The sequence below is a fragment of the Streptomyces humicola genome, from assembly GCF_024436035.1.
Taxonomy (GTDB): Bacteria; Actinomycetota; Actinomycetes; order Streptomycetales; family Streptomycetaceae; genus Streptantibioticus_B; species Streptantibioticus_B humicola.
The window spans coordinates 59,163-82,682 of record NZ_JANFNG010000003.1 but is presented as its reverse complement, the minus strand read 5'-3'; the positions used below and the strand labels follow the sequence as shown (position 1 = coordinate 82,682).

Annotated in this window: 27 protein-coding genes; 10 read left to right on the top strand and 17 right to left on the bottom strand. The window is 71.4% G+C overall.

The window, feature by feature from the left end:
* Positions 1-50: 50 nt before the first annotated feature.
* The 5 genes from NGB36_RS06395 to NGB36_RS06375 all read right to left on the bottom strand — a co-directional run bounded on the left by NGB36_RS06395 (position 51) and on the right by NGB36_RS06375 (position 3,996).
* Positions 51-659 carry a MarC family protein gene (locus tag NGB36_RS06395; protein WP_255919109.1) on the bottom strand — a complete coding sequence of 203 codons (609 nt, stop codon included), beginning with the start codon at positions 657-659 and terminating at the stop codon, positions 51-53.
* A 151-nt stretch (positions 660-810) separates the two neighbouring features.
* On the bottom strand, positions 811-1,668 hold the full coding sequence (locus NGB36_RS06390) for a PHP domain-containing protein (protein WP_255919108.1): 858 nt from the start codon (positions 1,666-1,668) through the stop codon (positions 811-813).
* Between the two features lie 104 nt (positions 1,669-1,772).
* Positions 1,773-2,411 (bottom strand): DUF6758 family protein, encoded by a 639-nt coding sequence (locus tag NGB36_RS06385; protein ID WP_255919107.1) that lies wholly within the window; start codon positions 2,409-2,411, stop codon positions 1,773-1,775.
* Positions 2,412-2,513: 102 nt separating this feature from the next.
* A complete protein-coding gene (locus NGB36_RS06380) occupies positions 2,514-3,107 on the bottom strand; it encodes a suppressor of fused domain protein (RefSeq protein WP_255919106.1) in 594 nt (197 codons plus the stop codon).
* A gap of 22 nt (positions 3,108-3,129) precedes the next feature.
* Positions 3,130-3,996, bottom strand: a complete 867-nt coding sequence (locus NGB36_RS06375) for a DMT family transporter (protein WP_255919382.1) — start codon at positions 3,994-3,996, stop codon at positions 3,130-3,132.
* 222 nt (positions 3,997-4,218) lie between these two features.
* Here NGB36_RS06375 and NGB36_RS06370 point away from each other — a divergent pair, with 222 nt between their 5' ends.
* From NGB36_RS06370 to NGB36_RS06355, 4 genes are all read left to right on the top strand, one after another.
* Positions 4,219-4,758: a hypothetical protein gene (locus tag NGB36_RS06370; RefSeq protein ID WP_255919105.1), complete on the top strand. Its 540-nt coding sequence runs from the start codon at positions 4,219-4,221 to the stop codon at positions 4,756-4,758.
* Positions 4,759-4,870: 112 nt separating this feature from the next.
* Positions 4,871-6,241: a magnesium transporter MgtE N-terminal domain-containing protein gene (locus NGB36_RS06365; protein ID WP_255919104.1), complete on the top strand. Its 1,371-nt coding sequence runs from the start codon at positions 4,871-4,873 to the stop codon at positions 6,239-6,241.
* Positions 6,231-6,818, top strand: coding sequence for a DUF1003 domain-containing protein (locus NGB36_RS06360; RefSeq protein WP_255919103.1), 588 nt, complete (start codon positions 6,231-6,233; stop codon positions 6,816-6,818). The genes NGB36_RS06365 and NGB36_RS06360 overlap by 11 nt, the downstream gene beginning before the upstream one ends.
* A 29-nt stretch (positions 6,819-6,847) precedes the next feature.
* Positions 6,848-8,005, top strand: coding sequence for an Mrp/NBP35 family ATP-binding protein (locus NGB36_RS06355; protein WP_255919102.1), 1,158 nt, complete (start codon positions 6,848-6,850; stop codon positions 8,003-8,005).
* Positions 8,006-8,080: 75 nt separating this feature from the next.
* Here NGB36_RS06355 and NGB36_RS06350 read toward each other — a convergent pair whose 3' ends face one another.
* From NGB36_RS06350 to sigE, 5 genes are all read right to left on the bottom strand, one after another.
* Positions 8,081-8,704, bottom strand: a complete 624-nt coding sequence (locus NGB36_RS06350) for a hypothetical protein (protein ID WP_372509383.1) — start codon at positions 8,702-8,704, stop codon at positions 8,081-8,083.
* A gap of 106 nt (positions 8,705-8,810) precedes the next feature.
* Complete coding sequence (locus tag NGB36_RS06345; RefSeq protein WP_255919101.1) at positions 8,811-9,269, bottom strand: sec-independent translocase; 459 nt, start codon at positions 9,267-9,269, stop codon at positions 8,811-8,813.
* Between the two features lie 100 nt (positions 9,270-9,369).
* Positions 9,370-10,494: a S1C family serine protease gene (locus NGB36_RS06340; RefSeq protein WP_308288807.1), complete on the bottom strand. Its 1,125-nt coding sequence runs from the start codon at positions 10,492-10,494 to the stop codon at positions 9,370-9,372.
* 87 nt (positions 10,495-10,581) lie between these two features.
* Positions 10,582-11,484 carry an anti-sigma factor family protein gene (locus NGB36_RS06335; protein ID WP_255919099.1) on the bottom strand — a complete coding sequence of 301 codons (903 nt, stop codon included), beginning with the start codon at positions 11,482-11,484 and terminating at the stop codon, positions 10,582-10,584.
* Positions 11,481-12,293, bottom strand: coding sequence for an RNA polymerase sigma factor SigE (sigE, locus tag NGB36_RS06330; RefSeq protein ID WP_255919098.1), 813 nt, complete (start codon positions 12,291-12,293; stop codon positions 11,481-11,483). The genes NGB36_RS06335 and sigE overlap by 4 nt, the downstream gene beginning before the upstream one ends.
* Positions 12,294-12,650: 357 nt before the next feature.
* Between sigE and NGB36_RS06325 the strand changes: the two genes are divergently transcribed.
* The gene (locus NGB36_RS06325; RefSeq protein ID WP_255919097.1) at positions 12,651-13,322 is read left to right on the top strand and encodes an O-methyltransferase; all 672 of its coding nucleotides are present in this window, start codon (positions 12,651-12,653) and stop codon (positions 13,320-13,322) included.
* Positions 13,323-13,452: 130 nt separating this feature from the next.
* On the opposite strand, the gene NGB36_RS06320 is transcribed toward NGB36_RS06325, so the two are convergent.
* Complete coding sequence (locus NGB36_RS06320; RefSeq protein ID WP_255919096.1) at positions 13,453-13,620, bottom strand: DUF3117 domain-containing protein; 168 nt, start codon at positions 13,618-13,620, stop codon at positions 13,453-13,455.
* A 316-nt stretch (positions 13,621-13,936) separates the two neighbouring features.
* On the opposite strand from NGB36_RS06320, the gene chcB reads away from it, so the two are divergent.
* The gene (chcB, locus tag NGB36_RS06315) at positions 13,937-14,737 is read left to right on the top strand and encodes a 2-cyclohexenylcarbonyl CoA isomerase (RefSeq protein WP_255919095.1); all 801 of its coding nucleotides are present in this window, start codon (positions 13,937-13,939) and stop codon (positions 14,735-14,737) included.
* Here the strand turns inward: chcB and NGB36_RS06310 are convergent.
* Both NGB36_RS06310 and NGB36_RS06305 read right to left on the bottom strand, forming a co-directional pair.
* Positions 14,734-15,321: a DNA-3-methyladenine glycosylase I gene (locus NGB36_RS06310; protein ID WP_255919094.1), complete on the bottom strand. Its 588-nt coding sequence runs from the start codon at positions 15,319-15,321 to the stop codon at positions 14,734-14,736. The genes chcB and NGB36_RS06310 overlap by 4 nt on opposite strands.
* Positions 15,318-15,683: a DivIVA domain-containing protein gene (locus NGB36_RS06305; protein ID WP_255919380.1), complete on the bottom strand. Its 366-nt coding sequence runs from the start codon at positions 15,681-15,683 to the stop codon at positions 15,318-15,320. The genes NGB36_RS06310 and NGB36_RS06305 overlap by 4 nt, the downstream gene beginning before the upstream one ends.
* 164 nt (positions 15,684-15,847) lie before the next feature.
* Between NGB36_RS06305 and folP the strand changes: the two genes are divergently transcribed.
* The gene (gene folP, locus NGB36_RS06300) at positions 15,848-16,708 is read left to right on the top strand and encodes a dihydropteroate synthase (RefSeq protein WP_255919093.1); all 861 of its coding nucleotides are present in this window, start codon (positions 15,848-15,850) and stop codon (positions 16,706-16,708) included.
* A 32-nt stretch (positions 16,709-16,740) separates the two neighbouring features.
* Here folP and NGB36_RS06295 read toward each other — a convergent pair whose 3' ends face one another.
* A complete protein-coding gene (locus NGB36_RS06295) occupies positions 16,741-17,439 on the bottom strand; it encodes an LOG family protein (RefSeq protein WP_255919379.1) in 699 nt (232 codons plus the stop codon).
* Between the two features lie 392 nt (positions 17,440-17,831).
* A complete protein-coding gene (gene dapE, locus NGB36_RS06290) occupies positions 17,832-18,899 on the bottom strand; it encodes a succinyl-diaminopimelate desuccinylase (protein WP_255919092.1) in 1,068 nt (355 codons plus the stop codon).
* A gap of 57 nt (positions 18,900-18,956) precedes the next feature.
* Between dapE and NGB36_RS06285 the strand changes: the two genes are divergently transcribed.
* Positions 18,957-19,901: a hypothetical protein gene (locus NGB36_RS06285; protein ID WP_255919091.1), complete on the top strand. Its 945-nt coding sequence runs from the start codon at positions 18,957-18,959 to the stop codon at positions 19,899-19,901.
* A gap of 316 nt (positions 19,902-20,217) precedes the next feature.
* Entirely contained in the window at positions 20,218-20,685 is a 468-nt protein-coding gene (locus tag NGB36_RS06280) for an ATP-binding protein (RefSeq protein ID WP_255919090.1), read from the top strand.
* A gap of 125 nt (positions 20,686-20,810) precedes the next feature.
* Here NGB36_RS06280 and dapC read toward each other — a convergent pair whose 3' ends face one another.
* Together dapC and fdxA are read right to left on the bottom strand one after the other, a co-directional pair.
* The gene (dapC, locus tag NGB36_RS06275; RefSeq protein WP_255919378.1) at positions 20,811-21,911 is read right to left on the bottom strand and encodes a succinyldiaminopimelate transaminase; all 1,101 of its coding nucleotides are present in this window, start codon (positions 21,909-21,911) and stop codon (positions 20,811-20,813) included.
* Positions 21,912-22,027: 116 nt separating this feature from the next.
* The gene (fdxA, locus tag NGB36_RS06270; RefSeq protein WP_255919089.1) at positions 22,028-22,354 is read right to left on the bottom strand and encodes a ferredoxin; all 327 of its coding nucleotides are present in this window, start codon (positions 22,352-22,354) and stop codon (positions 22,028-22,030) included.
* A 113-nt stretch (positions 22,355-22,467) separates the two neighbouring features.
* Here fdxA and NGB36_RS06265 point away from each other — a divergent pair, with 113 nt between their 5' ends.
* The gene (locus NGB36_RS06265; RefSeq protein WP_255919088.1) at positions 22,468-23,514 is read left to right on the top strand and encodes a GNAT family N-acetyltransferase; all 1,047 of its coding nucleotides are present in this window, start codon (positions 22,468-22,470) and stop codon (positions 23,512-23,514) included.
* The last annotated feature ends 6 nt before the right edge of the window (positions 23,515-23,520 follow it).

Here is a 23,520-nt window from a genome sequence, read left to right as displayed (position 1 = left end):
ACGGGGCGCTCGACGTATCACGAACCGCTCACGGCATGCTCACGCCCCGCTCACGAGCCGCCGTGGACGAAGCCCATCACGCCGTTGGCCACCTGCTGCACGGCGATCGCGGAGAGCAGCATGCCGGAGAGCCTGGTCACCAGCACCACACCCCCGTCCTTGATCAGCCTGATGATCGCCAGCGAATAGCGCATCGTCAGCCACAGCACCACGTGCATCGCGACGATCGCCGCCCACACCGATATCTGCTGGCCCGCGCCCTGCGCGTGCTGCACCGCGAGAATCACCGTGACGATCGCACCCGGCCCGGCGAGCAGCGGCATGCCGAGCGGCACGAGCGCCACGTTGACGTCCTTGGTCTGCGTCGGCTCGTCCGCCTTCCCCGTCAGCAGATCGAGGGCGATCAGCAGCAACAGCAGACCGCCGGCGATCCGCAGCGCCGGCACCGAGACATGCAGATAGTCGAGGATCTGCTGGCCGCAGACGGCGAAAACGGCGATGACGCCGAAGGCGACCAGCACCGCTTGGAGCGCCATTCTGCGCTGCACCTTGGTGGCCCGCCCCGAGGTGAGGGCGATGAAGATCGGGGTGATGCCCGGCGGGTCCATGATCACGAACAGTGTGACGAACACGGACCCGAAGAGGGTGACGTCGAACATGGTGAATGAGCGCTTTCGGCGGAAGGGAGCGGTTGGGGGAGGACAAACAAGGACAGACAAGGACAGACAGGGACAGGGGCGAAGCACGCAGCACGCCGGCACGGCAGCGCAGGACCCCGGAGACGTGCCGGGTGCGCGCTCGTGCGGCGCGCTAAATGGCGGTGATCGGGACGGCCCCGGTCGCGCGGCGCGAGATCTCGCGGTAGACCTCGGGGTCAGTGGTGTACTCCCCGAGCCGGCACTCCTTGCGGCTGCCGTGGTAGTCGCTGGAGCCGGTGGTCAGCAGCCCGAGGTCGCCGGCGAGGCCGCGCAGCCGGACGCGGGTCTCCTCGTCGTGGTCCATGTGGTCGACCTCGATGCCGTCGAGCCCGGCGGCGGCAAGTTCGGCGATCGCCGTCTCCGGCACGGTCTCGCCGCGCTTGACGGCGGCCGGGTGCGCGAAGACGGAGACTCCGCCGGCACCCTTGACCAGACGGATCGCCTCGAACGGGTCCAGCTCGTGCTTCTCCACGTACGCCCGGCCGCCGTCGGCGAGCCACGCCTGCGTGAACGCGTCGGAGACAGTCTCCACCACGCCGAGCTCCACCAGCGCGCTGGCCACATGCGGCCTTCCCACCGCGCCGCCGTCGGCGATCCGTGCGACCTGCTCCCACGTGATCGGAACGCCCAGCTCCCGCAGCTTGGCCACCATGCCCCGGGCGCGCGGCACCCGGTCGTCCCGCACGAGCTCGCGTTCACGCGCGAACTCCGGCTCGTCCGGGTCGAAGAGATACGCCAGCATGTGCAGGCTCGTACCGGCGAGACGGCACGAGAGCTCCGCCCCCGGGACCAGCGTCAGCGGGGCGCCGAGCTGCCGCAGCGCCGCTGCCGCCTCCGCGTGCCCGGCGACGGTGTCGTGGTCGGTGAGGGCGACGACGTCGAGTCCGGCGCGTGCCGCGTTCCGGACCAGCTCCGCAGGGGTGTCCGTACCGTCCGACGCCGTGGAGTGCGTATGCAGGTCGATGCGCACGGCTCGGACTCCCCTCTGCTCTCGTCTGGTCTCGATCACGACAGTCGAAAGTCAAGGATAACGGCCGCGAAGACCCTCACAGTCCCAGGCGACGGACGGGGGCATCACTGGAGCAGGCGGGGCGAGAGCGCACCGCACGGCAGCAGGTCGACCTCCGCGCCAGCCTCCCGCAGATCGGTCAGTATCAGCTCGTCGTAGAGCAACAACCCGGACTGCTCCGGCCAGATGATCGCCCACAGCCACAACCCGCGCGCCTCGCCCGCGAAGACGGCACGGTCGGAGGGGACGTTGGCGACGTGCCACAGCGGGGTGGGGCGGCCTGCGGCCAACACCTTGGCGTCCGGAGGCTTGTTGACGCACATCTGCGGCCCCGGATCGGGTCCGGGGATGCCGGCATACCGTGCGCCGAGGCCCACGCCGAGCTCCTCGGCGACGATCAGCAGCTCGCCGGGGCCGCCGAGCGGCCCCGGACCGGAGCAGGCGACGGCGGTGGCCCGGCCTCCGCTGCGGTCGTCACCGGCCGATGCGACGCCGGTGAACAGCCAGCCGACCGGCAGCGGCCACAGCATCCACACCGGCACGTGCGAGCGGTTCACGACCACGCCGAGCGCCTCGACGCTCGGCGGTACCACCGGCTGCAGCGGGTACACGGTGCCGTGCACGTCGCACTGCCAGGAATCGGCGAAGAGGCCGGGCGCCCGTACCCGGCCACCGCACTTCGGGCAACTGGGTTCGCCCCTCATAGCGCTCCACGGTCCTCGTCCGCCGGGCCCGCGTCAAGGACGATCACCCGTACGCAGCGGGTCGGTTGTGGCGTCATAGGCCCTCGAGCAACGCCAGTGGCGTCAGTCGACGAGTGGGACCGATCCGCGGAAGGGGTCGCGCAGGTCCGTGCCCATCCGCAGCCAGCGCTCCTGGAGCGCGGCCGCGCCCCGCGCCCGCTTCCATGCCGCCTCGTTCGCCGTCATCGGCAGCAGCGGGAAGAAGCGCACCGGGTCCATCGGCGGGTCCAGCTCCAGGTCCTCGACGAGGCCTCCCGGCTCGGCGACGAGCACCGCCGGGAAGGGCGCGCCCGGCCACAGCGGCCCGCCCAGGTCGAGGGAGGCGCCCGGAGCCACGACCACGCCCTCGACCTGCGGGGATGCGGCGAGCACGGCGAGCGGCCGCAGCGCCTTGTCGGTCTCCGCATGGCCCGCCCGTACGGACAGGACGAGTTCGGCGCGCGGACCGCGCACCGGTTCGGCGACGAGCTCGTTCGGGTCGGTCATCGGCCGGCGGGACATGCCGAGCGTGGCGTAGCGCAGCGTCTCGTTCTCGGCGTCGACGAAACGCAGGACCTCGATGCGCTCGGCGCCGAGGAAGGTTACCGCGGCGCGCGCATCCGGTTCGCCGAACGCCGTACGCAGCCGCGCCTCCGTCAACTCCAGCACATCGTCCATGGGCTGAGCATAGATCGCGTGGTCAGCCCTGCTTGCCGCGGCGGTCGGAGAGGATCACCATGGCGAGCCCGGCGAGAATCACCAGCAGCGCCGGATAGGTAGCGGCCGGCGGCCGCTGGCCCAGCCACACAGCGGCGACCAGCGCGGCACCCGGCGTCTCCAGCAGGATCGCGGTGGAGGTGACGGACGGGCCGAGTCCGTGCACCACGCGGTTGATCAGCGAGTGCCCGAGCAGCTGCGCGGCGACGGTGAGGGCGACGAGCTTGAGCCAGGTCTGCGCGTCGTACCCGGAACCGAGCGAGGCGCCGGAGAGCAGGCAGGCGACGAGCAGCACCAGCGAGGTCGTCGAGTAGCAGACGTAGGTGTACGCGGTCGTGCTCACCGTGCGCCGTACCTCCGCGCCGATCAGCACGTACCCGGCGGCCGCGATCCCCGCGCCGAGCGCCAGTGCGTCGCCGAGGAGCGCTCGCGGCGACATCGACAGGTCGACGCCGGAGATCATCACCACGCCGAGGATCGCCAGCGCGCTTCCCGCCCACACCAGCGCGGGACGACGCTGCCCGCGCAGCCGCAGGATCAGCGTCGTCCAGATCGGCGTGGTGGTCACCAGAGCGGTCGAGGAGGCGACGGAGGTCATCGACAGGCTCGGCAGCCACAGCCCGAAGTGCAGGGCCAGCACCGCACCGGCGGCTGCGGAGAGCAGCACCGCGCGCCGTCCCATCCGGCGCACCTCGGCGCGGTGGCGCAGCAGGGCGAACGGGCTCAGCGCGCCCACCGCGATGGCGTTGCGCCAGAAGGCGATGGCGAGCGCGGGCGCGGCGGTCGCTGCGATGAGCGGCGCGGAGAACGAGATCCCGGAGACCGCGACGGCGAGCAGCAGCAGATCCATGCGGTGGGCAGGCGCCGCCTGCGGGCCGCGGCCGGCCGCGGCCCGTGCCGGTGAGGCATGGGCGGGACGACCGGGCGTGGCACGCGGCGCGGGAGGCACGGCGATCCTTCCGGGATCGATGAGATGAGGGGATGGCTCCAACGTAAGGCGTGTGTCAAGCCGTTACAGCTGTCCTTCCGGGCGAATGGGGGAATTCCCCGGACGGCCGCATAGGCTTCCCCCATGACGGACACCATGGACCCTCGCCTGCTGGAGCGCGCCCTCGTCGAGGAGGCCGCGAAGAAGTCCGGGCTGGTGTGGGTGCAGGGGGCCGAGGGCCCTGCGGTGCCGTTGTGGCACGTGTGGCATGACGGCGCCGTGTGCCTCGTCGGCGGCGGGCCGGGCGAGCAGCCGCTGCGCGGGCTCGCCGACGGCGGGACGGCCACCGTGACCGTCCGCAGCAAGGACAAGTGGGGACGGCTCGTCGCCTTCCAGGCCCGGATCACGGAGCTCGCGCCGCACAGCGAGGCGTGGCAGTCCGCCGTCGACGAGCTGAAGGGCAAGCGGCTCAACGCCCCCGACGCCGAGACGATGCCCGAGCGCTGGGCGCGCGAGTGCCGGGTGCTGCGGCTCGAACCGACCGGTCCCGTGACCGAGAAACCCGGAGCGATGCCCGACGGCGGCGGCGCCGCCGTACCCGTACCGACCACGGCCACCACGCGGCGGCCGATCCCGGCCGGGCTGCCCAGGCTGCTGCTGCGACGGAGGTCACGGAAGGGCTGAGGGCGCAGCGCCACTACGCTTGGCCTCCGGTCTTCATTACTTCCCGTCGTATCACCGCCAGCACCGCGTTATCAGCCGTATCAGCAGACCACCGGATCATGGGAGGCTCGGCATGGCCGCAGGGACGCCTAGGGTCTTCATCTCGCACCTGTCTGGTGTGGCGGTGTTCGACCCCAATGGTGATCAGGTCGGCCGGGTGCGCGACGTCGTCGTCATGCTGCGCACCGGCAGCAGGCCGCCGCGCGTGCTCGGGCTCGTGGTCGAGGTGGTCAGCAGGCGCCGGATCTTCGTGCCGATGACCCGCGTGACGAGTCTGGAGTCCGGGCAGGTCATCACCACCGGCGTGGTCAATCTGCGGCGCTTCGAGCAGCGCGCCGCCGAGACCCTGGTCCTCGGCGAGCTCCTCGACCGGCGCGTGCGTCTCATCGACATCCCGGGCGAGGAGCAGGGGCAGGCGCCGGGGCAGGGCGACGGCGAGGAGGTGACGGTGCTGGATGTGTCCATGGTCCAGCTGCCGGCCCGCCGCGACTGGGAGATCGACAAGGTCTTCGTCCGCCGCGGCCGCCAGGGACGCGGCGGGCCGCTGCGGCGCCGGGGAGAGACGCTCACCGTCGACTGGTCGGCGGTCATGGGCTTCTCCGTCGTCGAGCACGAACAGGGCGCCGAGTCCCTGCTGGCCACCTTCGAGCAGCTGCGCCCCGCCGACCTCGCCAACGTGCTGCACCACCTGTCGGCGAAGCGCCGCGCCGAGGTGGCGGCGGCGCTCGACGACGACCGCCTCGCCGACGTCCTCGAGGAGCTCCCGGAGGACGACCAGGTGGAGATCTTCGGCAAGCTCGCCGAGGAGCGCGCCGCCGACGTGCTGGAGGCGATGGACCCGGACGACGCCGCCGACCTCCTCTCCGAACTTCCCGAGAGCGACAAGGAGCGGCTGCTCGCGCTGATGCAGCCGCACGACGCGGAGCCTCTGCGCCGACTGCTGTCGTACGAGGAGCGCACGGCGGGCGGTCTGATGACCACCGACCCGATCGTGCTGCGCCCCGACGCCACCGTTGCGGACGCCCTCGCCCGCGTCCGCAAGGAGGACCTCTCCCCTGCGCTCGCCGCCCAGGTTTATGTCTGCCGCCCGCCCGAGGAGACGCCCACCGGCAAGTACCTGGGCCTGGTCCACTTCCAACGGCTGCTGCGCGACCCGCCGTTCACCCTCGTCGGCTCCATCGTCGACACCGATCTGCGGCCGCTGCCGCCCGATACGCCGCTGCCGGCGGTCACCAGCTACCTGGCGACCTACAACATGGTCGCCGCGCCCGTCGTCGACGAGAGCGGAGCTCTGCTCGGCGCGGTGACGGTCGACGACGTACTCGACCATCTACTGCCGGACGACTGGCGCGAATCGGCGCACCGCGAGCCGGCTCAGGTTCCGGTTCCTGTGCCGGTTCCTGTTCCGGTTCCTGTTCGAGGGGAGGGCGCGAATGGCCACTGAGAGGACGCTCACCAGGGCGCGTACGCGGCTCGACGTGCCGCGCTCGCAGAGCCGCAGCCTGCTGTCTGCCTACGATCCCGAGGCGTTCGGGCGGCTGTCTGAGCGTGTCGCGCGCTTCCTCGGCACCGGCCGGTTCCTGGTGTGGATGACGGTCGTCCTGATCACCTGGGTGGTGTGGAATACCTCGGCCCCGCCCTCCCTGCGCTTCGACCAGTACCCGTTCATCTTCATGAACCTGGGTCTGTCGCTGCAGGCCGCCTATGCCGCTCCGCTGATCCTGCTGGCGCAGAACCGCCAGGACGACCGGGACCGGGTCAATCTGGACCGCGACCGCAGGCAGAACGAGCGCAGCATCGCCGACACCGAGTATCTGACCCGCGAGATCGCGGGTCTTCGGATGAATCTGGGCGAGGTGGCGACGCGCGACTGGATACGCTCCGAGCTGCAGGACATGCTCAAGGAGCTGGAGGAACGGCAGTACGCCCAGCTGCGCGCCGAGCTGCGCGACGGGCTGCCCGCGCACGAGGAGGCCGTGGACGCCGTACGTGACCAACGAGACGGCGGACCCCGCCCGTAACCTGCGGACCGTCGCCGTACCATCGGGACATGGCTACCGACACGTACGGCACCGTCCCCGACACCGATGCGGTGCGCGCAGCGCTCGCGACGGTGAACGACCCGGAGATCCACCGCCCCATCACCGACCTCGGCATGGTCAAATCCGTCGAGGTCGCAGACGGCGGCGCGGTCCGGGTCGAGGTGTATCTCACCGTGTCCGGTTGTCCACTGCGTGAGACGATCACCCGCGAGGTCACCGCGGCCGTCTCGAAGGTGCCCGGTGTGACGGGCGTCGAGGTGACCCTCGATGTGATGAGCGACGAGCAGCGGCGCGAGCTTGCCGCCTCGCTGCGCGGCGGGCAGGCCGAGCGGGAGGTCCCGTTCGCCAAGCCGGGCTCGCTGACACGGGTCTACGCGGTGGCCTCGGGCAAGGGTGGCGTCGGCAAGTCCTCCGTGACGGTGAACCTGGCCGCCGCGATGGCGGCCGACGGCCTCAAGGTCGGTGTGGTCGACGCGGACATCTACGGCCACTCGGTGCCTCGGATGCTGGGCGTCGACGGGCGTCCCACCCAGGTCGAGAACATGATCATGCCGCCGTCGGCGAACGGCGTGCGGGTCATCTCGATCGGGATGTTCACGCCGGGCAACTCGCCGGTGGTCTGGCGCGGCCCGATGCTCCACCGCGCGTTGCAGCAGTTCCTCGCCGACGTCTACTGGGGCGATCTGGACGTGCTCCTGCTCGACCTGCCGCCCGGCACCGGCGACATCGCGATTTCGGTCGCCCAGCTCGTACCGAACGCGGAGATCCTGGTGGTGACGACGCCTCAGCAGGCCGCCGCGGAGGTCGCGGAGCGGGCCGGCTCGATCGCCGTGCAGACCCACCAGAAGATCGTCGGCGTGATCGAGAACATGTCCGGGATGCCATGCCCGCACTGCGACGAGGTCGTGGACGTGTTCGGCACAGGCGGCGGCCAGCGGGTCGCCGATGGGCTGACGCAGGTGACCGGCACCAATGTGCCCGTGCTCGGCTCGATCCCGATCGACGTGCGGCTGCGCGAGGGCGGCGACGAGGGCAAGCCGGTGGTGCTCACCGATCCGGAGTCCCCGGCCGGCGCGGCGCTGCGGGCAATCGCGGGCAAGCTCGGCGGGCGGCAGCGCGGTCTGGCGGGGATGTCGCTCGGCATCACCCCTCGGAACAAGTTCTGAGGAACACGTTCTTACCGGCTTGCCGGAGCGGGTTGTGATGACCTCCGGCGAGCCCGGTGCCCGCAGGCTGCGGGCTCAGGCCTCGTAGGCGCCGAGGTCCTTGATCACCGAGAAGCCGAGGCCGTAGGCGCTCATGCCGCGCCCGTACGCGCCGATGTGCGCGTCCTGCGCGGTCCCTGCCAGCACCCAGCCGAACTCGGACTCGCGGTACTGGAACGGCGTCGGCACCCCCTCCACCGGCAGCGTCAGCGACGTCCAGTCGGGCCCTTCGACGTTGTCGGCGAGGTCCCAGGCGATCGCGGACTGCTGTTCGAGCCAGTCCTGGCGCAGGCTGCGGTCTATGCGGTGCGGCCAGGTCGAGCCGAGCAGCCCGACACCCGCCAGCCAGGCCGCCGAGGAGACGGAGGTGGCGTCGAGCACACCGGTGCCGTCTGCGCTGCGGCGCACCGGGCGGTGGGCGAGCGTGACGACGACGGCGAAACGCTGGGCGTCGGGGGCCGGGTCGGCCATGGGCAGCGACGCCTTGAGCGTCGGCACGTCACCGTGGCCGAGCGAACCGTGCTCGACGGTCCCGTCGGCGCTCGTCCCCACCTGCATCAGCCAGCGGGGGCCCGTGAACGCGTCGTCCAGCCCGTACCAGGGGAAAGACGCCATGAGATAGCCACCCATCTCCGCCCCGGCCTGGCTCGTCGTCTCCACTAGCGGCGCCTCCTCCATGCCCATGCCCCACCCCGCGCGCAATGCCAACCTGAGTCAACCTGAGTGAGGATATCCACCGAGCGAGGACGAAGCAGGCAGGTTCGGATCAGGTGGCGTCGGCGTCGAAGGGCGGGCGCTCACCCGGGCGCAGCGGCTCCTGCGTGCCGAACGCGTCGGCGCTGCCTCGTGCACCTGCCGCGCCCACGGCGCGGTCCGAGGCGGCGTCGCGCACCGTGCGGTCGGTCTCGCGGGCGGCGTCGGTCACCGCCGCCATCTCGGCTTTGAGGTCCAAGCTGTTGCGGATGTCCTTCAACCCCAGGCTGTCGTTGTCCAGCAGGTTCTTGCGGACGAACGTCTTGGGGTTGAGGTCCTCGAACTCGAAGTCCTTGAACTCCGGGCCGAGCTCCTTGCGGATGTCCTCCCGGGCGCTGTCGGAGAACTCGCGGAGCTTGCGGATCATCCGGCTTGCGTCCTGGATCAGCTTGGGCAGCTTGTCCGGGCCGAAAATGATCACCGCAAGGAGCACGATAGTGACCAGTTCCAATGGCCCTATGTCGAAGAACACCGTTGCAGCTCCTTGGGACGTCCGAGAAGACCACGGTACCCGGCCGCACAGACGAGGCGGGAGGGTACCGCGCTGGAATGTGCAGGCTGCGGCACGATGATCAGCTGCCGCCGGCGGTGCCGAGCACCAGGTCGACGGTGCGGGTGCCGCTGCCGCCCCGGACGGTCAGCGTCATGTGGTCGCCGGGCCGGTGGCTGCGGGTGCGGGCGATCAGCTCCCTGCCGCTGTGGACACGCCGACCGTCCACGGCCTTGATCACGTCGCCCGGGCTGAGTCCGGCCTTGTCGCCGGGGCCTCCTGGCGTGACCCCGGGGCGGCCGCCACGGCCCTGTGCGGCGATCCGCGCGCCGTCGCCGCGGTAGCCCATGTCGACGGTCACCCCCATGACCGGGTGGGTCGCCCGGCCCGTGGCGATCAGCTGCTCGGTGACACGCTTGGCCTCGTTGACCGGGATGGCGAAGCCCAACCCTATGCTGCCGCCCTGGCTGCCCGGGCCGCCGAAGCCCCCGTCGGCCGAACGCATGGCGCAGTTGATGCCGACCACCCGTCCCTGCGGGTCGACCAGCGGGCCGCCCGAGTTTCCGGGGTTGATCGCCGCATCGGTCTGCAGCGCGTTGACGTAGGAGGTGTCGGATCCGCCTCCCTCGTCGCCGCCTGCCGTGATGGGGCGGTCCTTGGCGCTGATGATCCCCGAGGTGACGGTGGCGTCGAGCCCGTACGGGGCACCGATGGCTACCACCGGTTCGCCGACGCGTACGGAGTCGGAGTCACCGAGGGGCAGCGGCCTGAGCGAGGAGACCCCGCGCACCGTGATGACGGCGAGGTCGTAGCCCGTGTCACGGCCCACGATGGACGCCTTGTGCACGGTGCCGTCGTTGAAGGTCACCATGATGTCGCCGGCGGAGGCGGCGGGGGCCACGACATGGTTGTTGGTGACGATGTGGCCGGCCGTGTCGGCGACGAAGCCCGTGCCCTTGCCTTCGACCCCGCCGCCCTTGACATCGATGTAGACGACGCTCGGCAGGGCGGCGGCTATCGCGGCGACGGTACCGGGCGGGCGGGCGGAGGCGCCGGCCGGAGACTGGGACAGGCTCATATCGCTGCCGAATCCGCTGCTTTGGAGGTATGCGCCGGTCACCCCGCCGACGCCGCCCGCGAGCAGCGCGAGCAGCAGCGCACCGGCGAACAGCCGGCCGCGCCGCGGTACGCCCTGCCCCTCGTCCATGGGTTCCCCTGTCTGTCCGGATACCCGTTCAGGCCACCTCTCGATTGAATACCAGGAATCAATCGGGCGTACCGGACGATCACTCCGTCAGGGGAGCTGAGGGGCGCGAGAGGGAGCGTTGTGGGGCGGGCCGAGCACGGGTATCGCCCGCGGCGGCATGGACCGCGCCGACAGCGGCGTCGCGGCGGCGACGTCGGCCGGGGAGACGCCGTCGGCGGGCGACGGAAGCGCAGCGTGCGCGCGCCCGCCCTGCGGTGCGAACAGCCGCTGGAGATCGGAGACCGGGGTGGCGCCGACGCCGGGCGTTACGCCCTGCCCACCCGGCTGCTGGCGGGTGGCGTGCGGCACGTCAGTGATGTTCGCCGAGGTCGCAGCCGCCCCGCCGTCGCCCGCTGCACCGCCCTCCAGCGCCGCGTCGAACGGCAGCGCCCCGCCGAGCGCGATGGCGGCCATCGAGAAGGCGCCCGCGGCGACGAATGCGAATCTGCGCCCGCGTGAGGCCGAACGGGTGACGTCGTGGATCCGGAAGCCTTCGAGGCGCTCCCCGGTCGGGGCCAGAACACTGCCGCGGCCGGGCGTGAGATACGAATCGGCCTCCCCATCGGAACCGAGCTCGCCGAATCCGCCGCGTCCACCGCGTCCGCCGAGCCCCGTGCGCGGCGCGAAGGCATCTCGCCCGAGGAGTCCGCCGTCGAACGGACCGCCGTCCCCCGGGCCGTCGGGGCCCCCGCCCGGAAGCCCCTGCAGCCGGGCGATCAGGCCCGCGGACAGAGCGGGCGGCATGGCGCCGGCGACGACGTTCTTCAGCCGGCGCTGCTCGTCGGCCTCGGCCTTGCACTGCTCGCAGGTGGCCAGATGGGCGGCAACGCGTTCGCGCGTGCCGTTGTCGAGCTCGCCGTCGACGAAGGCAGCGAGGCGATCACCCAGGTGCTCCTCCGCCGGGGTCCGTGCGGAGATCCGGGGATGACGGAAAGGACCAGTGCCGCTCACGTTCTCCCCCGCGTCGCCGATCCGCCGCTGCTCTCCGCGCCGGACGTCACCGCGGCCATCGCACGCCCGGGGCGGGCGGCGGGCGCACGGTGCTGCAAGGCGCTGCGCAGGTGGGAGCGACCGCGGTGAATACGGCTGCGAACGGTGCCCAGCTTGACTCCGAGAGTGGCGGCGATCTCCTCGTACGACAGCCCCTCGATGTCGCACAGCACGACCGCGGCCCGGAACTCCGGTGCGAGCGTGTCGAGCGCCTGCTGCACGTCCGCCTCGAAGTGGGTGTCGCTGAAGTGCTGTGCGGGGGACGGCTCGCGGCTCGCGAGCCGTTCGGCGGCGTCGTCGGCGAGGGCGTCGAAACGGATCCGCTGACGGCGCCGCACCATGTCCAGGAAGAGGTTGGTGGTGATGCGGTGCAGCCAGCCCTCGAAGGTGCCGGGTGTGTAGGAGGAAAGGGAGCGGAAGACCCGTACGAAGACCTCCTGGGTGAGGTCCTCGGCGTCGTGCTGATTGCCGGTCAGGCGGTAGGCGAGGCGGTAGACCCGTGCACTGTGGGTGCTGACGATCTCCTCCCAGGTGGGAGGCGTCCACGTCGACGCGTCACCGTCGGCGCCGAAGGAAGCCGCCGTGGCGAAGGTCGCGGTGGCGGTCTCGGAGCTGCCTGCGGTGGCGGCGTCGGTCGGACGGTCAGCGCTCTCGTTCACGGATTCCGGCTGCCCGCCCAACCTGAGGAAGCGCAGAAACGCTCCCCGGCCCTCGGCTGCAGCCGCACCTCCCCTGTCGGCTCTGGTGGTCTCCAGTAGAGCCCCTACCATATCCACCTCGCCCGTTAGCTCCGGATAAGCCCAGTCATCTCCGAATGAACACTGTCCGCTCCGTGACGGAGTCGGCGGCGGAGGGCCTGCGCGTCCCTTCCGTGACCGAATCCGTACCCGAGCCCTACCAGCGCTAACGCACGGGCTCGTCCACGGGTTCCCGGGCGCAACGGATACAGTCGCCGAGCGGCTTTCAGCGCGACCGGCGGGCGAGACCACGCCGGGGAGAGACGGGGACACCGTGAGCGACTCACGCGAGCAGGCGAAGGGGGTCCCCCCGCCGCAAGGCAGGGGGAGGGCGGTCGAGGCTCCCATCGAGGGGCGCGCCTCCGGCACGGCAGGCCGGCTGCGGAACCTGTGAGCGGGTGGAGAAGCGAACGGGGACAGGAGACGGCCATTACCGGCAACCGGCAGGCGAGCTGGGCGTTCGCCGACGCGTTCGTCGCCGAGGACGACGCGTTGCTACGTGCCCGGGAACGCGCACACGAATCCGGTGTGCGCGCCGTGTCGCCCGGTACGGGGGCGACCCTGCGGATGCTTGCGGCGACGGCCGGGGCACGGCTGATCGTCGAGATCGGCACCGGCGCCGGCGTCTCGGGCATCCACCTGCTGCACGGAATGCGCCCCGACGGGGTACTGACCACCGTCGACACCGAGCCGGACCGACAGCAGCTGGCCCGGGAGGCGTACCGGGAGGCGGGGTTCGCCCCGAACCGGGCGCGGCTCATCCCCGGACGCGCCCTCGACGTCCTGCCGCGGCTCGCGGACGGCGGCTACGACCTGGTGTTCTGTGACGGCGACCGGCTGGAGTACCCGGAGTACCTGGCCGAATCATTGCGTCTGCTGCGGCCCGGCGGTCTCGTCTGCTTCGAGGGCGTCTTCGCCCGCGGCCGGGCGATGGACGCCTCGTTCCAGGAGACGGAAGTACGGGGGCTGCGCGAGGTGATGCGGGAGGTGCGGGACAACACGGCACTCGTCCCCGTCCTGCTGCCGACCGACGACGGTCTGCTCTGCGCGGTGAAGCGCTGACCGCCGGGCCGTCGGCCCCCAGCCAACGGTTTCGGCTCCCGGTTCGCACGTACGGATCCGTACGTGCGAACCGGGAGCCGAAAGAGCTCCGAAGGGCGAGCGCGCCGAAGGCGCGGCCGGCGCCCCGGATTCAGACGCTGACCTTCTCCAGGGCCTCCCCGAGGGCCTTGGCCTCATCGGGTGTCAGCTCGACGACGAGACGTCCGCCGCCCTCGAGCGGAACGCGCATGACGATGCCCCGCCCCTCCTTGGTCACCTCGAGCGGGCCATCACCCGTCCGCGGCTTCATGGCCGCCATGCTCGTTCCCCTTCCTGAAACCAGCTCTTCGCAACCGGCGACCCAGGCGCCACCGGACTCGAACACATTGGTTCCAGGCCATTATCCCGCATGCCGGTCCCCGATGACCAATATCGGGGACCGCCCGTTCGACGACCCGCTGTCCCAAAACCACCCAATACGGCGATGGGACTGCAATACTTCGCCACCAATGACACTCGGCGCGGTCGACGGCGCGTGTGTTTATTTGATGCAGGTCACATGTCCCTGGCCGAAGATCTCCGGCATGCTGAGCCCGACAAGCCGTGCAGGAGCCGCAACGGAGGGGAAGACTGCCATGGCCGACACCGTGCTGTACGAGGTGGCTGATGGGCTCGCGACGATCACCCTGAACCGGCCGGAGGCGATGAACGCCCTCGACACGGCGACCAAGGTCGCGCTCCGGGACGTGCTGCAGGAGGCGGCGCAGGACCAGGCGGTGCGGGCCGTGCTGTTGATCGGCAGCGGGCGTGCGTTCTGCGTCGGGCAGGACCTCAAGGAGCACATCGGCACGCTCACGGGAAGCGGGCAGGACGCGGGCGGCCGCACCATGAGCACGGTCGCCGAGCACTACAACCCCATCGTCACGGCGATCGCGACCATGCCGAAGCCGGTGCTCGCGGCGGTCAACGGCGTCGCCGCCGGCGCGGGTGCGGGGTTCGCCTTCGCCGCCGACTACCGGATCGTCGCGGAGACGGCCTCGTTCAACACCTCGTTCGCCGGGGTCGCCCTCACCGCCGACTCGGGCGTCTCGTGGTCGCTGCCGCGCCTCGTCGGCCATGGCCGCGCCGCCGACCTGCTGCTCTTCCCCCGCAAGATCACCGCTCAGGAGGCGCTGGAGCTCGGCATCGCCCAGCAGGTGGTGCCGGCGGAGCAGCTGCCCGCCACGGCGGCGGAGGTCGCGCGGCGGCTCGCCGAGGGCCCGACGGTCGCCTACGCGGCGATCAAGGAGTCGCTCGCCTACGGCGCCGGGCACTCGCTCGTCGAGACCCTCGCCAAGGAGGACGAGCTGCAGGAGCGCGCGGGCACGTCGGAGGACCACCGGATCGCGGTCGAGGCGTTCTTGAAGAAGGAGCCCCCCACGTACGTCGGCCGTTAGCGGGCGTGGCAGTCGGCGAGGTGGTCGTTGACCAGGCCGCACGCTTGCATCAGCGCGTACGCGGTGGTCGGTCCGACGAAGCGGAAGCCTCTTTTCTTCAGCTCCTTGGCGAGCGCGGTGGATTCGGGGGTGGTGGCCGGCACGTCGGCGGTGGTGCGGGGGGCCGGGCGCGCGGCCGGGTCGGGTGCGTACGACCAGATGAGCGCGTCGAGACCGCCGTCGTGGTTCTCGGTGAGCTCGCGGGCGGCGCGGGCGTTGGCGATGGCCGCGTCGATCTTCGCGCGGTTGCGGATGATTCCGGGGTCGGCGAGCAGCCGTGCGCGGTCGGCGTCGGTGAACTCGGCGACGTCCTTGACGCGGAACCCGGCGAAGGCGCTGCGGAATCCCTCGCGGCGGCGCAGGATGGTCAGCCACGACAGGCCCGACTGGAAGGCTTCGAGGCACAGCCGCTCGTAGAGAAGGTCGTCGCCGTGAACCGGGCGGCCCCACTCGGTGTCGTGATAGGCGCGGTAGTCGTCGGCGTCCAGCCCCCAGGGGCAGCGGACGAGACCGTCGGGGCCGACCACCGGGCCAGTGCCGCTCATCGAGGGCCTCCCGGACGGTGCGGCGGCTGCGGGGGCTCCGGGGACCGCAGCGGCTGCGGGCGTTGCTGCGCGGCGTGCGCACCGGCGAGGGCGGCCTCCAACTCGGCGATCCTGGCGTCACGTTCGGTGAGCTCGGCGCCGAGCCGGTCGAGCACGTCGTCGACGTCGCTCATGCGGTAGCCGCGCAGGGCGGTCGGCAGCCGCAGCGCGTCGAGGTCGGCGCGGCCCAGTGGCCGGTCGTCGGGGAGCGGGTCGTGCAGACGGTCGGGCTCGGCCTCACCGAGCACCTCGCCGTCGCCGAGCACCGCGAGCGCGACGGCGGCAACCACCGCGACCAGCGCGATGAGCATGAACCAGAACAAGACGATCTCCCCGGGTGCCAGGCCATCCATGCTACGTGTTGCCAGGTGTCGGGGACGATCGTGCCATGCCGTCCGGCGCGCGGTCCCCCCGCTGCGGAGAGTGCCAGGCATCAGGCAGGCATTAGGGTCGCCCGGGGGAAGGCGACGAGGAAGGCGTTCGGAAGATGTTGCGGCTGGGCACGCGGGAGTTCGGGGACCACGAACCGGTGATCATGGCGATCGTGAACCGGACGCCGGACTCCTTCTACGACCGCGGCGCCACCTTCGCCGACGAGGCGGCGCTCGTACGCGTGGACCGGGCGGTGTCAGAGGGTGCTGCCATCATCGACATCGGCGGGGTGAAGGCCGGTCCGGGGGAGGAGGTGTCGGCCGAGGAGGAGATCAGGCGAACTGCCGCGTTCGTGGGGAAGGTGCGACGGCGCCATCCCGATGTGGTGATCAGTGTTGACACCTGGCGGCACGAGGTCGCGGAAGCGGTCTGCGAGGCGGGCGCGGATCTGCTCAACGACGCGTGGGGTGGGGTGGATCCGGCGCTCGCCGAGGTCGCTGCGCGCTTCGGTACGGGTCTGGTGTGCACGCACGCGGGCGGTGCGCAGCCGCGTACACGCCCGCACCGCGCGCAGTACGAGGATGTGATGGCCGACATCCTGCGCGTCACGCTCGGCCTCGCGGAACGCGCGGTCGGGCTCGGCGTGCGCCGGGACGGGATCCTCATCGACCCCGGGCACGACTTCGGCAAGAACACACGGCACTCGCTGGAGGCGACGCGGCGGCTCGGCGAGATGACCAGGACGGGCTGGCCGGTGCTCGTCTCGCTCTCCAACAAGGACTTCGTCGGGGAGACGCTCGACCGGCCGGTGAAGGAACGGCTCATCGGTACGCTCGCCACGACGGCGGTCTCGGCATGGATCGGCGCCCGCGTCTACCGGGTGCACGAGGTCGCAGAGACGAAGCAGGTGCTGGACATGGTCGCCTCGATCGCGGGCCAACGCGCCCCGTCGGTGGCCCGCCGCGGCCTGGTCTGAGGCGTCCCACCGGCGCGGCTGGAGCTCCGCCTCTACAGCTCCACTTCCTTGGTGACCAGGGCGACGGCCTCGTCCACGTCGTCGGTGACGTGGAAGAGCTCCAGATCGGCGGGCGACGCCTTTCCCTCCCCCACCACCTTGTCGCGCACCCAGTCGACCAGCCCCTCCCAGTAGCCGTTGCCGAACAGGACGATCGGGAAGCGGGTGACCTTCTGCGTCTGCACCAGCGTGAGCGCCTCGAACAGCTCGTCCAGCGTGCCGAATCCGCCGGGCAGCACCACGAAGCCCTGCGCGTACTTGACGAACATGGTCTTGCGGACGAAGAAGTAGCGGAAGTTCACCCCGATGTCGACGTAGTTGTTGAGGCCCTGCTCGAAGGGGAGCTCGATGCCGAGCCCGACCGAGACACCCCCCGCTTCGCAGGCGCCCTTGTTGGCCGCCTCCATCGCCCCTGGGCCGCCGCCGGTGATCACCGCGAACCCGGCCCCGGCGAGCGCCCGTCCGATGCGCACCCCGGCCTCGTACTCCGGCGAGTCGGGCGCGCTCCGCGAGGAGCCGAACACACTGACCGCGGGCCCGAGTTCGGCGAGAGCGCCGAAGCCCTCGACGAACTCCGACTGGATGCGCATCACCCGCCACGGATCGCCGTGCAGCCACTCCGTCGACCCCTGGGTGTCCAGCAGCCGCTGGTCCGTCGTGCCCGGCGTCACCTGGCCACGGCGGCGCAGCACCGGGCCGGTGTACCGCTCGGGCCAGCCCTGGCCGCGCGGGAGGCGCTCCGCCTCGGCCGCGGCGCGCGCGGCGGACTCCTGCGCCTCGCGCCAGGGGTGGCCGACCGCTCGGCCCTGTTCCTCGGCCGAATGCCTGGGGTCCTTGATGTTCCTGGTGTCCTTCGGGTCCCTTGAGTCTCGTGACTCCCTGGAGTCCCTCGCGTTTCCCACGTCGCACTCCCTCCACGGGCATCGGCGGTTGCCGTGCCCTCTGCTCGCTTCTCCGCCCGCTCCCAGGCTCCGCGGACGGCCTGTCGTGCCGGAGGCGCCCTCGACAGGAGCCTCGGCCGCCCACTCCGCCTGCTCGCGTGCGTCGCTCGCAGCCTCGCTTCAGCGTACGTACCCCGGCGGGATCACGACGTCAGCCAGTGTCGAAGGCGCTCCTCGCACCGCAGGACGGCCGCGGTCTCGACGTATTCCTCGCGGGTGTGGGCGAGCTTGGGATCGCCGGGGCCGTAGTTGACGGCCGGCACGCCGAGGGCCGAGAAACGGGCCACGTCGGTCCAGGCTTCCTTCGGCGTGGGCTCGCCGCCGATCGCCTCGACGAAGGCGGCGGCCGCCGGGTGGGACAGTCCGGGCAGCGCACCGGGCGCGGAGTCGGTGAGCACCACGGTGAAGCCGTCGAAGACCTCCCGTACGTGCGCCAGCGCCTCGTCCTCCGAACGATTGGGCGCGAAGCGGTAGTTGACGGTGACCGCGCAGGAGTCGGGGATGACGTTCCCGGCGTGGCCGCCCTCGATCATCACCGCGTTCAGCCCTTCGCGGTAGGTGAGTCCGTCGATCTCCACCCGGCGCGGCTCGTAGGCGGCGAGGCGGGCGAGCACGGGCGCGGCGGCGTGGATGGCGTTCTCGCCCAGCCAGCTGCGCGCGGAGTGGGCGCGCCGCCCGGTGGTCTCGACGCGCACCCGCAGCGTCCCCTGGCAGCCGCCCTCGACCACGGCCGAGGTCGGTTCGAGGAGCACCGCGAAGTCTCCGGCGAGCCACTGCGGGTGGTGTTCGGCGAGCCTCCCCAGGCCGTTGAACTCGGCAGCAATCTCCTCGGCGTCGTAGAAGACGAAGGTCAGGTCCCGGTTGGGTTCCGGCAGGGTGGCGGCGAGGCGCAGCTGGACCGCGACGCCGGACTTCATGTCCGTGGTCCCGCAGCCGTACAGCAGTCCGCCGTCGAAGCGCGACGGCAGGTTGTCGGCGATCGGCACGGTGTCCAGGTGGCCGGCGAGCACCACGCGCTCGGCCCGGCCCAGTTCGGTACGGGCCACCACCGCATCGCCGTCCCGGTCGACGGTCAGGTGCGGCAGCGCGCGCAGCGCCTGCTCGACGGCGTCGGCGAGGGTCTTCTCCTCACGGCTGACCGACGGAATGTCGACGAGCTGCGCGGTCACGGCCACGGCGTCCTGGCTGAGATCGAGTGCGGGATTGCTCATGTGCGCGACCTTACCGGCGCGCAGGTCTCGGCCGCGGTGTGGTCTACGGTGTGGACCATGCGCGAGTCCGAGCGATCTTCGCAGCGCGGGAGCTCTGCGGCCGCTCCTGCCGGGCGGCGCCGTCGCCGGGTGCGGTACGGCGCCGCGCTGCTCACGCTGCTGGCGGTTGTCGGTTATGTGACCTTCCGTACGCTCACCGGCGCGGCCACGGAGTGCACCGTGGAGGCGAACGGCGAGCGCGTGGCGCTGCAGCCGGAGCAGGCGGCCAACGCCACGACGATCGGCGCGGTGGCCTCCTCCCGCGATCTGCCGGAGCGTGCGTTGGCGATAGCTCTCGCCACCGCCATGCAGGAGTCGGGGCTGCGCAATCTCCGTGACGGCGACCGCGATTCGCTCGGTCTCTTCCAGCAGCGTCCCTCTCAGGGCTGGGGCACGGCGCAGCAGATCGTGGACCCGGTGTACTCGGCGAACGAGTTCTTCGACCAGTTGGTCAAGATCCCCGGCTATGCCGACCTCCCGCTGACCGTCGCCGCGCAGCGGGTGCAGCACAGCGGTTACCCGCAGGCTTACGCGAAGCGCGAGGGCGACGCCTCGGTGCTCGCCTCGGCGCTCTCCGGGCGGGTGCCGAGTCTGACGTGCCGGGTGGTGCCGGACGAGGGCGCCGGGAACGCGGCCGCGGTGCGGGCCCAGCTGGCGCGGGAGTTCGGGCAGCAGGCGCTGCCCCAGCAGGACGCGTCGCAGGCGTCGGTCGACGTGCCTGTCGTCGCTCCCGGCGCCGGCGCTTCGGCCGGCCAGGCATCGCAGCATGGATGGGTGCTGGCGCAATGGGCGGTGGCCCATGCGCAGGCTCTGCGGATCGCCGAGGTCTCGTATGCGGGCCGGGTGTGGCGGGCCTCGCACTCGGGAAAGGGGTGGGTCGAGGATCCCGCCGCGGACGCCCCGGGCCGGCCGGGTGCGTCCGGACAGCCGTACGAAGACGTTCGGATCGCGGTCGCCCGATAGGCGTGCAGGGGTACGGCGGTTAACTCCTCCGGATTAATGGCGGGTTCGCGTCGCGCGGCCGGTCGAGGCGTTCTCCCGCGCTCCCCCGTATTGCCCTGACTTAACAAGCGGCCGTGGCGCTGTGACGATTCTTCACACAGAGCCGAGTCGAGCGGAATGCCCCATTCTCCCGAAACGATATTATGCGATGCATTGCCAATTCTTTACTTCGAACAGCCGCAACTTTAGGGCTCCTCGGACGGTAGTCACGGCGTCCGCCCGCCGGACTCTGCAACGTCTGAAGTTCTCTGTCGTTTCTCTCCGTAAAAGGAGCACCATGTCCCTCCCCCTCAAGAGCCGGATCGCCCGGGCCGCCCTGCTCGTGGCGGCAGCTGCCCCCGTGATCGGAATGGGCGCCACCACGGCGTCGGCCGCCGAGCAGCCCCAGGCGGCCGGCCTGGGTGGAATGAGCAGCCTGGACAACGCCGTCCCCCTCGGCACCACCGTCAACGACGCCACGCCGGCGGCCGCCGGCCTCGTCGACAGTGCGGGCAAGAACGCCGTACCGGCCACGCAGGAAGCCACGGGCGACGCCTCCAAGGTGCTGGGTCAGGTCACCGACCAGGCATCGAAGTCCCTGCAGAATGGCGACCTGGTGAACAGCGCGATGCCCGTGCAGACCGCCGGCATGCCGACGGCCTCCGACCTGGTGGGGCGCGGACTGCAGGCGGTCCAGGACCTGCCGTTGCAGGGCGCGCAGGCCCAGCCGCTCAACGCACCGATCCAGGGTCTGCCGCTCAGCTGAGACAGGAGCGGAAGCGGGGCGGGTGACGTCTCGCAGAGGCATCGGGGCCCGGCGCATGTTCTCCGGGCCCCGCGCGTCGCTTCGGCGCTGCGGCTTCGCCGCTGTTGCGCGCCCGCTACCGCCCGCTACGCCCGGCTCAGCCGCCGCACCGCCGCCTCCACCCGCTCGTCGGTTGCGGTGAACGCGATGCGCACGAACGTCTCCCCCGCCCGCCCGTAGAACTCGCCCGGTGCGACGAGGATGCCGTCCTTGGCGAGACCGCCGACGGTGTCCCAGCACGGCTCGTCCCGGGTCGCCCACAGGTACAGGCTCGCCTCGCTGTGCTCGATGCGGAACCCGGCCCCTTCGAAGGCACCGCGCAACGCAGCGCGACGCCGGGCGTACCGGGCACGCTGCTCCTCGACGTGAGCACGGTCGCCGAGCGCTGCGATCATCGCGTTCTGCACGGGCGTCGGCACCATCAGGCCCAGGTGCTTGCGCACCCCGAGCAGTTCCTTGACCACCGCCGGGTCACCCGCGAGGAACGCCCCGCGGTAGCCGGCGAAGTTGGAGCGCTTGGAGAGCGAGTGGACGGCCAGCAGGCCTTCGTGCGAGCCCCCGCACACGTCCGGATGCAGCACCGAGACCGGTTCGGTCTCCCAGCCCAACTCGATGTAGCACTCGTCGGAGACGACGAGGACGCCGTGCTCGCGCGCCCACCCCACGATGCGGCGCAGCTCGGCCGCGTCGAGCGTGCGGCCGGTCGGGTTCGACGGGGTGTTGAGCCACAGCAGCTTGACGCGCGCCGGGTCGAGACCGGCCACGGGGTCTGCGTAGGCGACCGCCTCCGCCCGGGCGACGCGCGAACCGATCTCGTAGGTCGGGTAGGCCAGCTCGGGGTAGGCCACCTGGTCACCGGGGCCCAGGTCGAGCAGCGTCGGAAGCCAGCCGACCAGCTCCTTGGAGCCGATCAGCGGCAGCACGTGCGCCGGGTCGGCCGCCACACCGAGACGCTCGCGCAGCCAGCCGGCGATCGCCTCGCGCAGCGCGGGCGTCCCGTAGGTGGTGGGGTAGCCGGGGCTGTCGGCCGCGGCCGTGAGCGCCTGCTGGACGATGGCCGGAACCGGGTCGACCGGAGTGCCCACGGACAGGTCGACGACACCGTCGGGGTGTGCCGCGGCCGCGGTCTTGTACGGCTCGAGGCGGTCCCAGGGAAAGACGGGAAGCCGGTCGGAGACTCGGGCCACGGTGCTGCTCACTTTCCTCGTGTTCCTCAAACTCGGAAAAGCGGTCCCGTACGGCGCGCTGCCGCACGGAACCGCCTCGGCTGTCCAGTCGCCGCAAGTCCGCTCGTCAGACGCGCTCAGGCGTCCGTGTTCTGCGGGGGCAGTGCGGCGATGATGGGGTGGTCACGCTCGATCAGGCCCAGCTTGGAGGCGCCACCGGGCGAACCGAGCTCGTCGAAGAACTCGACATTCGCCTTGTAGTAGTCCTTCCACTCCTCCGGCGTGTCATCCTCGTAGAAGATCGCCTCCACCGGGCAGACCGGCTCACATGCCCCGCAGTCCACGCATTCGTCCGGGTGGATGTACAAGGACCGGGCGCCCTCGTAAATGCAGTCGACGGGGCACTCCTCGATGCACGCCTTGTCCTTCACGTCGACACAAGGCTGCGCGATGACGTAGGTCACGCTGTCGTTCCTCCTCGGTAGGGCTCATCTCGCGCGGGAGCGCGGCGTCGTCGATGCCCGCCTCTAGTATCTCCGTTCCCGGTCGGCATACGAACTTCAGGGCGGGAGGCACCATGATGTTCTCTGGCGGAGCACGGCTCGACATCCGCTTTACCCCCGCTGACGTGGGCAAACGCGTATCGGTGCGGAGGGTAGCGGAGATCGTGGGAGGGCGTCCCGTGTTCTCCGATGCGGTCGGCGTTCTCACATCGTGGGCCGATGGTGTGCTGATCATCACACGCCGGGACGGACAGGCCGTCCACATCACGGAATCCTCGGTGGTGGCGGGCAAGGTCGTGCCGGACGCGCCGGCCCGTCGACGGGGTGCGCGGCCGCCCTCCGTCTCCGCGCGCGAGCTGCAGGAGATGGCGGCGCGCGGCTGGCCCGCGCTGGAGAACGAACGCCTCGGGGAGTGGACCCTGCGCGCATCCGGCGGCTTCACGCGGCGCGCCAACTCCGTCCTGCCGCACGGCGACCCGGGCGTTCCGCTCGACACCGCGCTGCGACGTGTCGTCGACTGGTACGGCGAGCGCGGGCTGCCGGCTTATGTGCAGGTGACCACGGGTGACGCGGAGCGCGACGCCCGGCTCGCGGCGGAGCTGGAGCGGCGCGGCTGGACCGCCGAGGGCCACGCCACGCTGCGCACCGCGGCGCTGGCCCCGCTCGCCGACGCCGCCGGGGCCGAACGCGTCGTCCTGTCCCGCGAACCCGACCCGGCGTGGCTGGCCGCCTATCACCGCACCGGCGACCTCGCCGACGACGCGCTGAAGGTGCTGGCCGGGGGGCCGTCGGTGTGGTTTGCGACCGTGCCCGGCGCAGCACCCGGTCCCGCGGCGATAGGCCGCTGCGTGGTGGACGGTCCCCCCGGGCCCAACGGCCCGGGCGGTGCCCCCTGGGCGCTGTTCGGGGCCGTCGAGGTCGCCCTCGAGCGCAGACGGCAGGGCCTGGCGACCGCGGTGATGGCAGCACTCGCGCGCAAGGCGCTCGACGAGGGCGCGGCCGGCGCGTATCTGCAGGTCGAGGACGGCAACGAAGGGGCGCACGCGCTCTACGACCGGATGGGCTTCACCACACACCACACCTATCACTACCGACGCGCTCCGCTCGGCGCCAACGGGTAGGTGTGG

Coding starts and splice junctions, on each gene's coding strand:
- NGB36_RS06280 (WP_255919090.1), top strand. CDS start 20,218: ATGTCCCTCCCCCTCAAGAGCCGGATCGCCCGGGCCGCCCTGCTCGTG.
- NGB36_RS06340 (WP_308288807.1), bottom strand. CDS start 10,494: ATGGACGAGGGGCAGGGCGTACCGCGGCGCGGCCGGCTGTTCGCCGGT.
- folP (WP_255919093.1), top strand. CDS start 15,848: ATGTTGCGGCTGGGCACGCGGGAGTTCGGGGACCACGAACCGGTGATC.
- NGB36_RS06355 (WP_255919102.1), top strand. CDS start 6,848: ATGGCTACCGACACGTACGGCACCGTCCCCGACACCGATGCGGTGCGC.
- chcB (WP_255919095.1), top strand. CDS start 13,937: ATGGCCGACACCGTGCTGTACGAGGTGGCTGATGGGCTCGCGACGATC.
- NGB36_RS06310 (WP_255919094.1), bottom strand. CDS start 15,321: ATGAGCGGCACTGGCCCGGTGGTCGGCCCCGACGGTCTCGTCCGCTGC.
- NGB36_RS06265 (WP_255919088.1), top strand. CDS start 22,468: ATGATGTTCTCTGGCGGAGCACGGCTCGACATCCGCTTTACCCCCGCT.
- NGB36_RS06370 (WP_255919105.1), top strand. CDS start 4,219: ATGACGGACACCATGGACCCTCGCCTGCTGGAGCGCGCCCTCGTCGAG.
- NGB36_RS06375 (WP_255919382.1), bottom strand. CDS start 3,996: ATGGATCTGCTGCTGCTCGCCGTCGCGGTCTCCGGGATCTCGTTCTCC.
- NGB36_RS06365 (WP_255919104.1), top strand. CDS start 4,871: ATGGCCGCAGGGACGCCTAGGGTCTTCATCTCGCACCTGTCTGGTGTG.
- NGB36_RS06285 (WP_255919091.1), top strand. CDS start 18,957: ATGCGCGAGTCCGAGCGATCTTCGCAGCGCGGGAGCTCTGCGGCCGCT.
- NGB36_RS06395 (WP_255919109.1), bottom strand. CDS start 659: ATGTTCGACGTCACCCTCTTCGGGTCCGTGTTCGTCACACTGTTCGTG.
- NGB36_RS06320 (WP_255919096.1), bottom strand. CDS start 13,620: ATGGCGGCCATGAAGCCGCGGACGGGTGATGGCCCGCTCGAGGTGACC.
- dapE (WP_255919092.1), bottom strand. CDS start 18,899: ATGAGCAATCCCGCACTCGATCTCAGCCAGGACGCCGTGGCCGTGACC.
- sigE (WP_255919098.1), bottom strand. CDS start 12,293: ATGGTAGGGGCTCTACTGGAGACCACCAGAGCCGACAGGGGAGGTGCG.
- NGB36_RS06385 (WP_255919107.1), bottom strand. CDS start 2,411: ATGAGGGGCGAACCCAGTTGCCCGAAGTGCGGTGGCCGGGTACGGGCG.
- NGB36_RS06380 (WP_255919106.1), bottom strand. CDS start 3,107: ATGGACGATGTGCTGGAGTTGACGGAGGCGCGGCTGCGTACGGCGTTC.
- NGB36_RS06360 (WP_255919103.1), top strand. CDS start 6,231: ATGGCCACTGAGAGGACGCTCACCAGGGCGCGTACGCGGCTCGACGTG.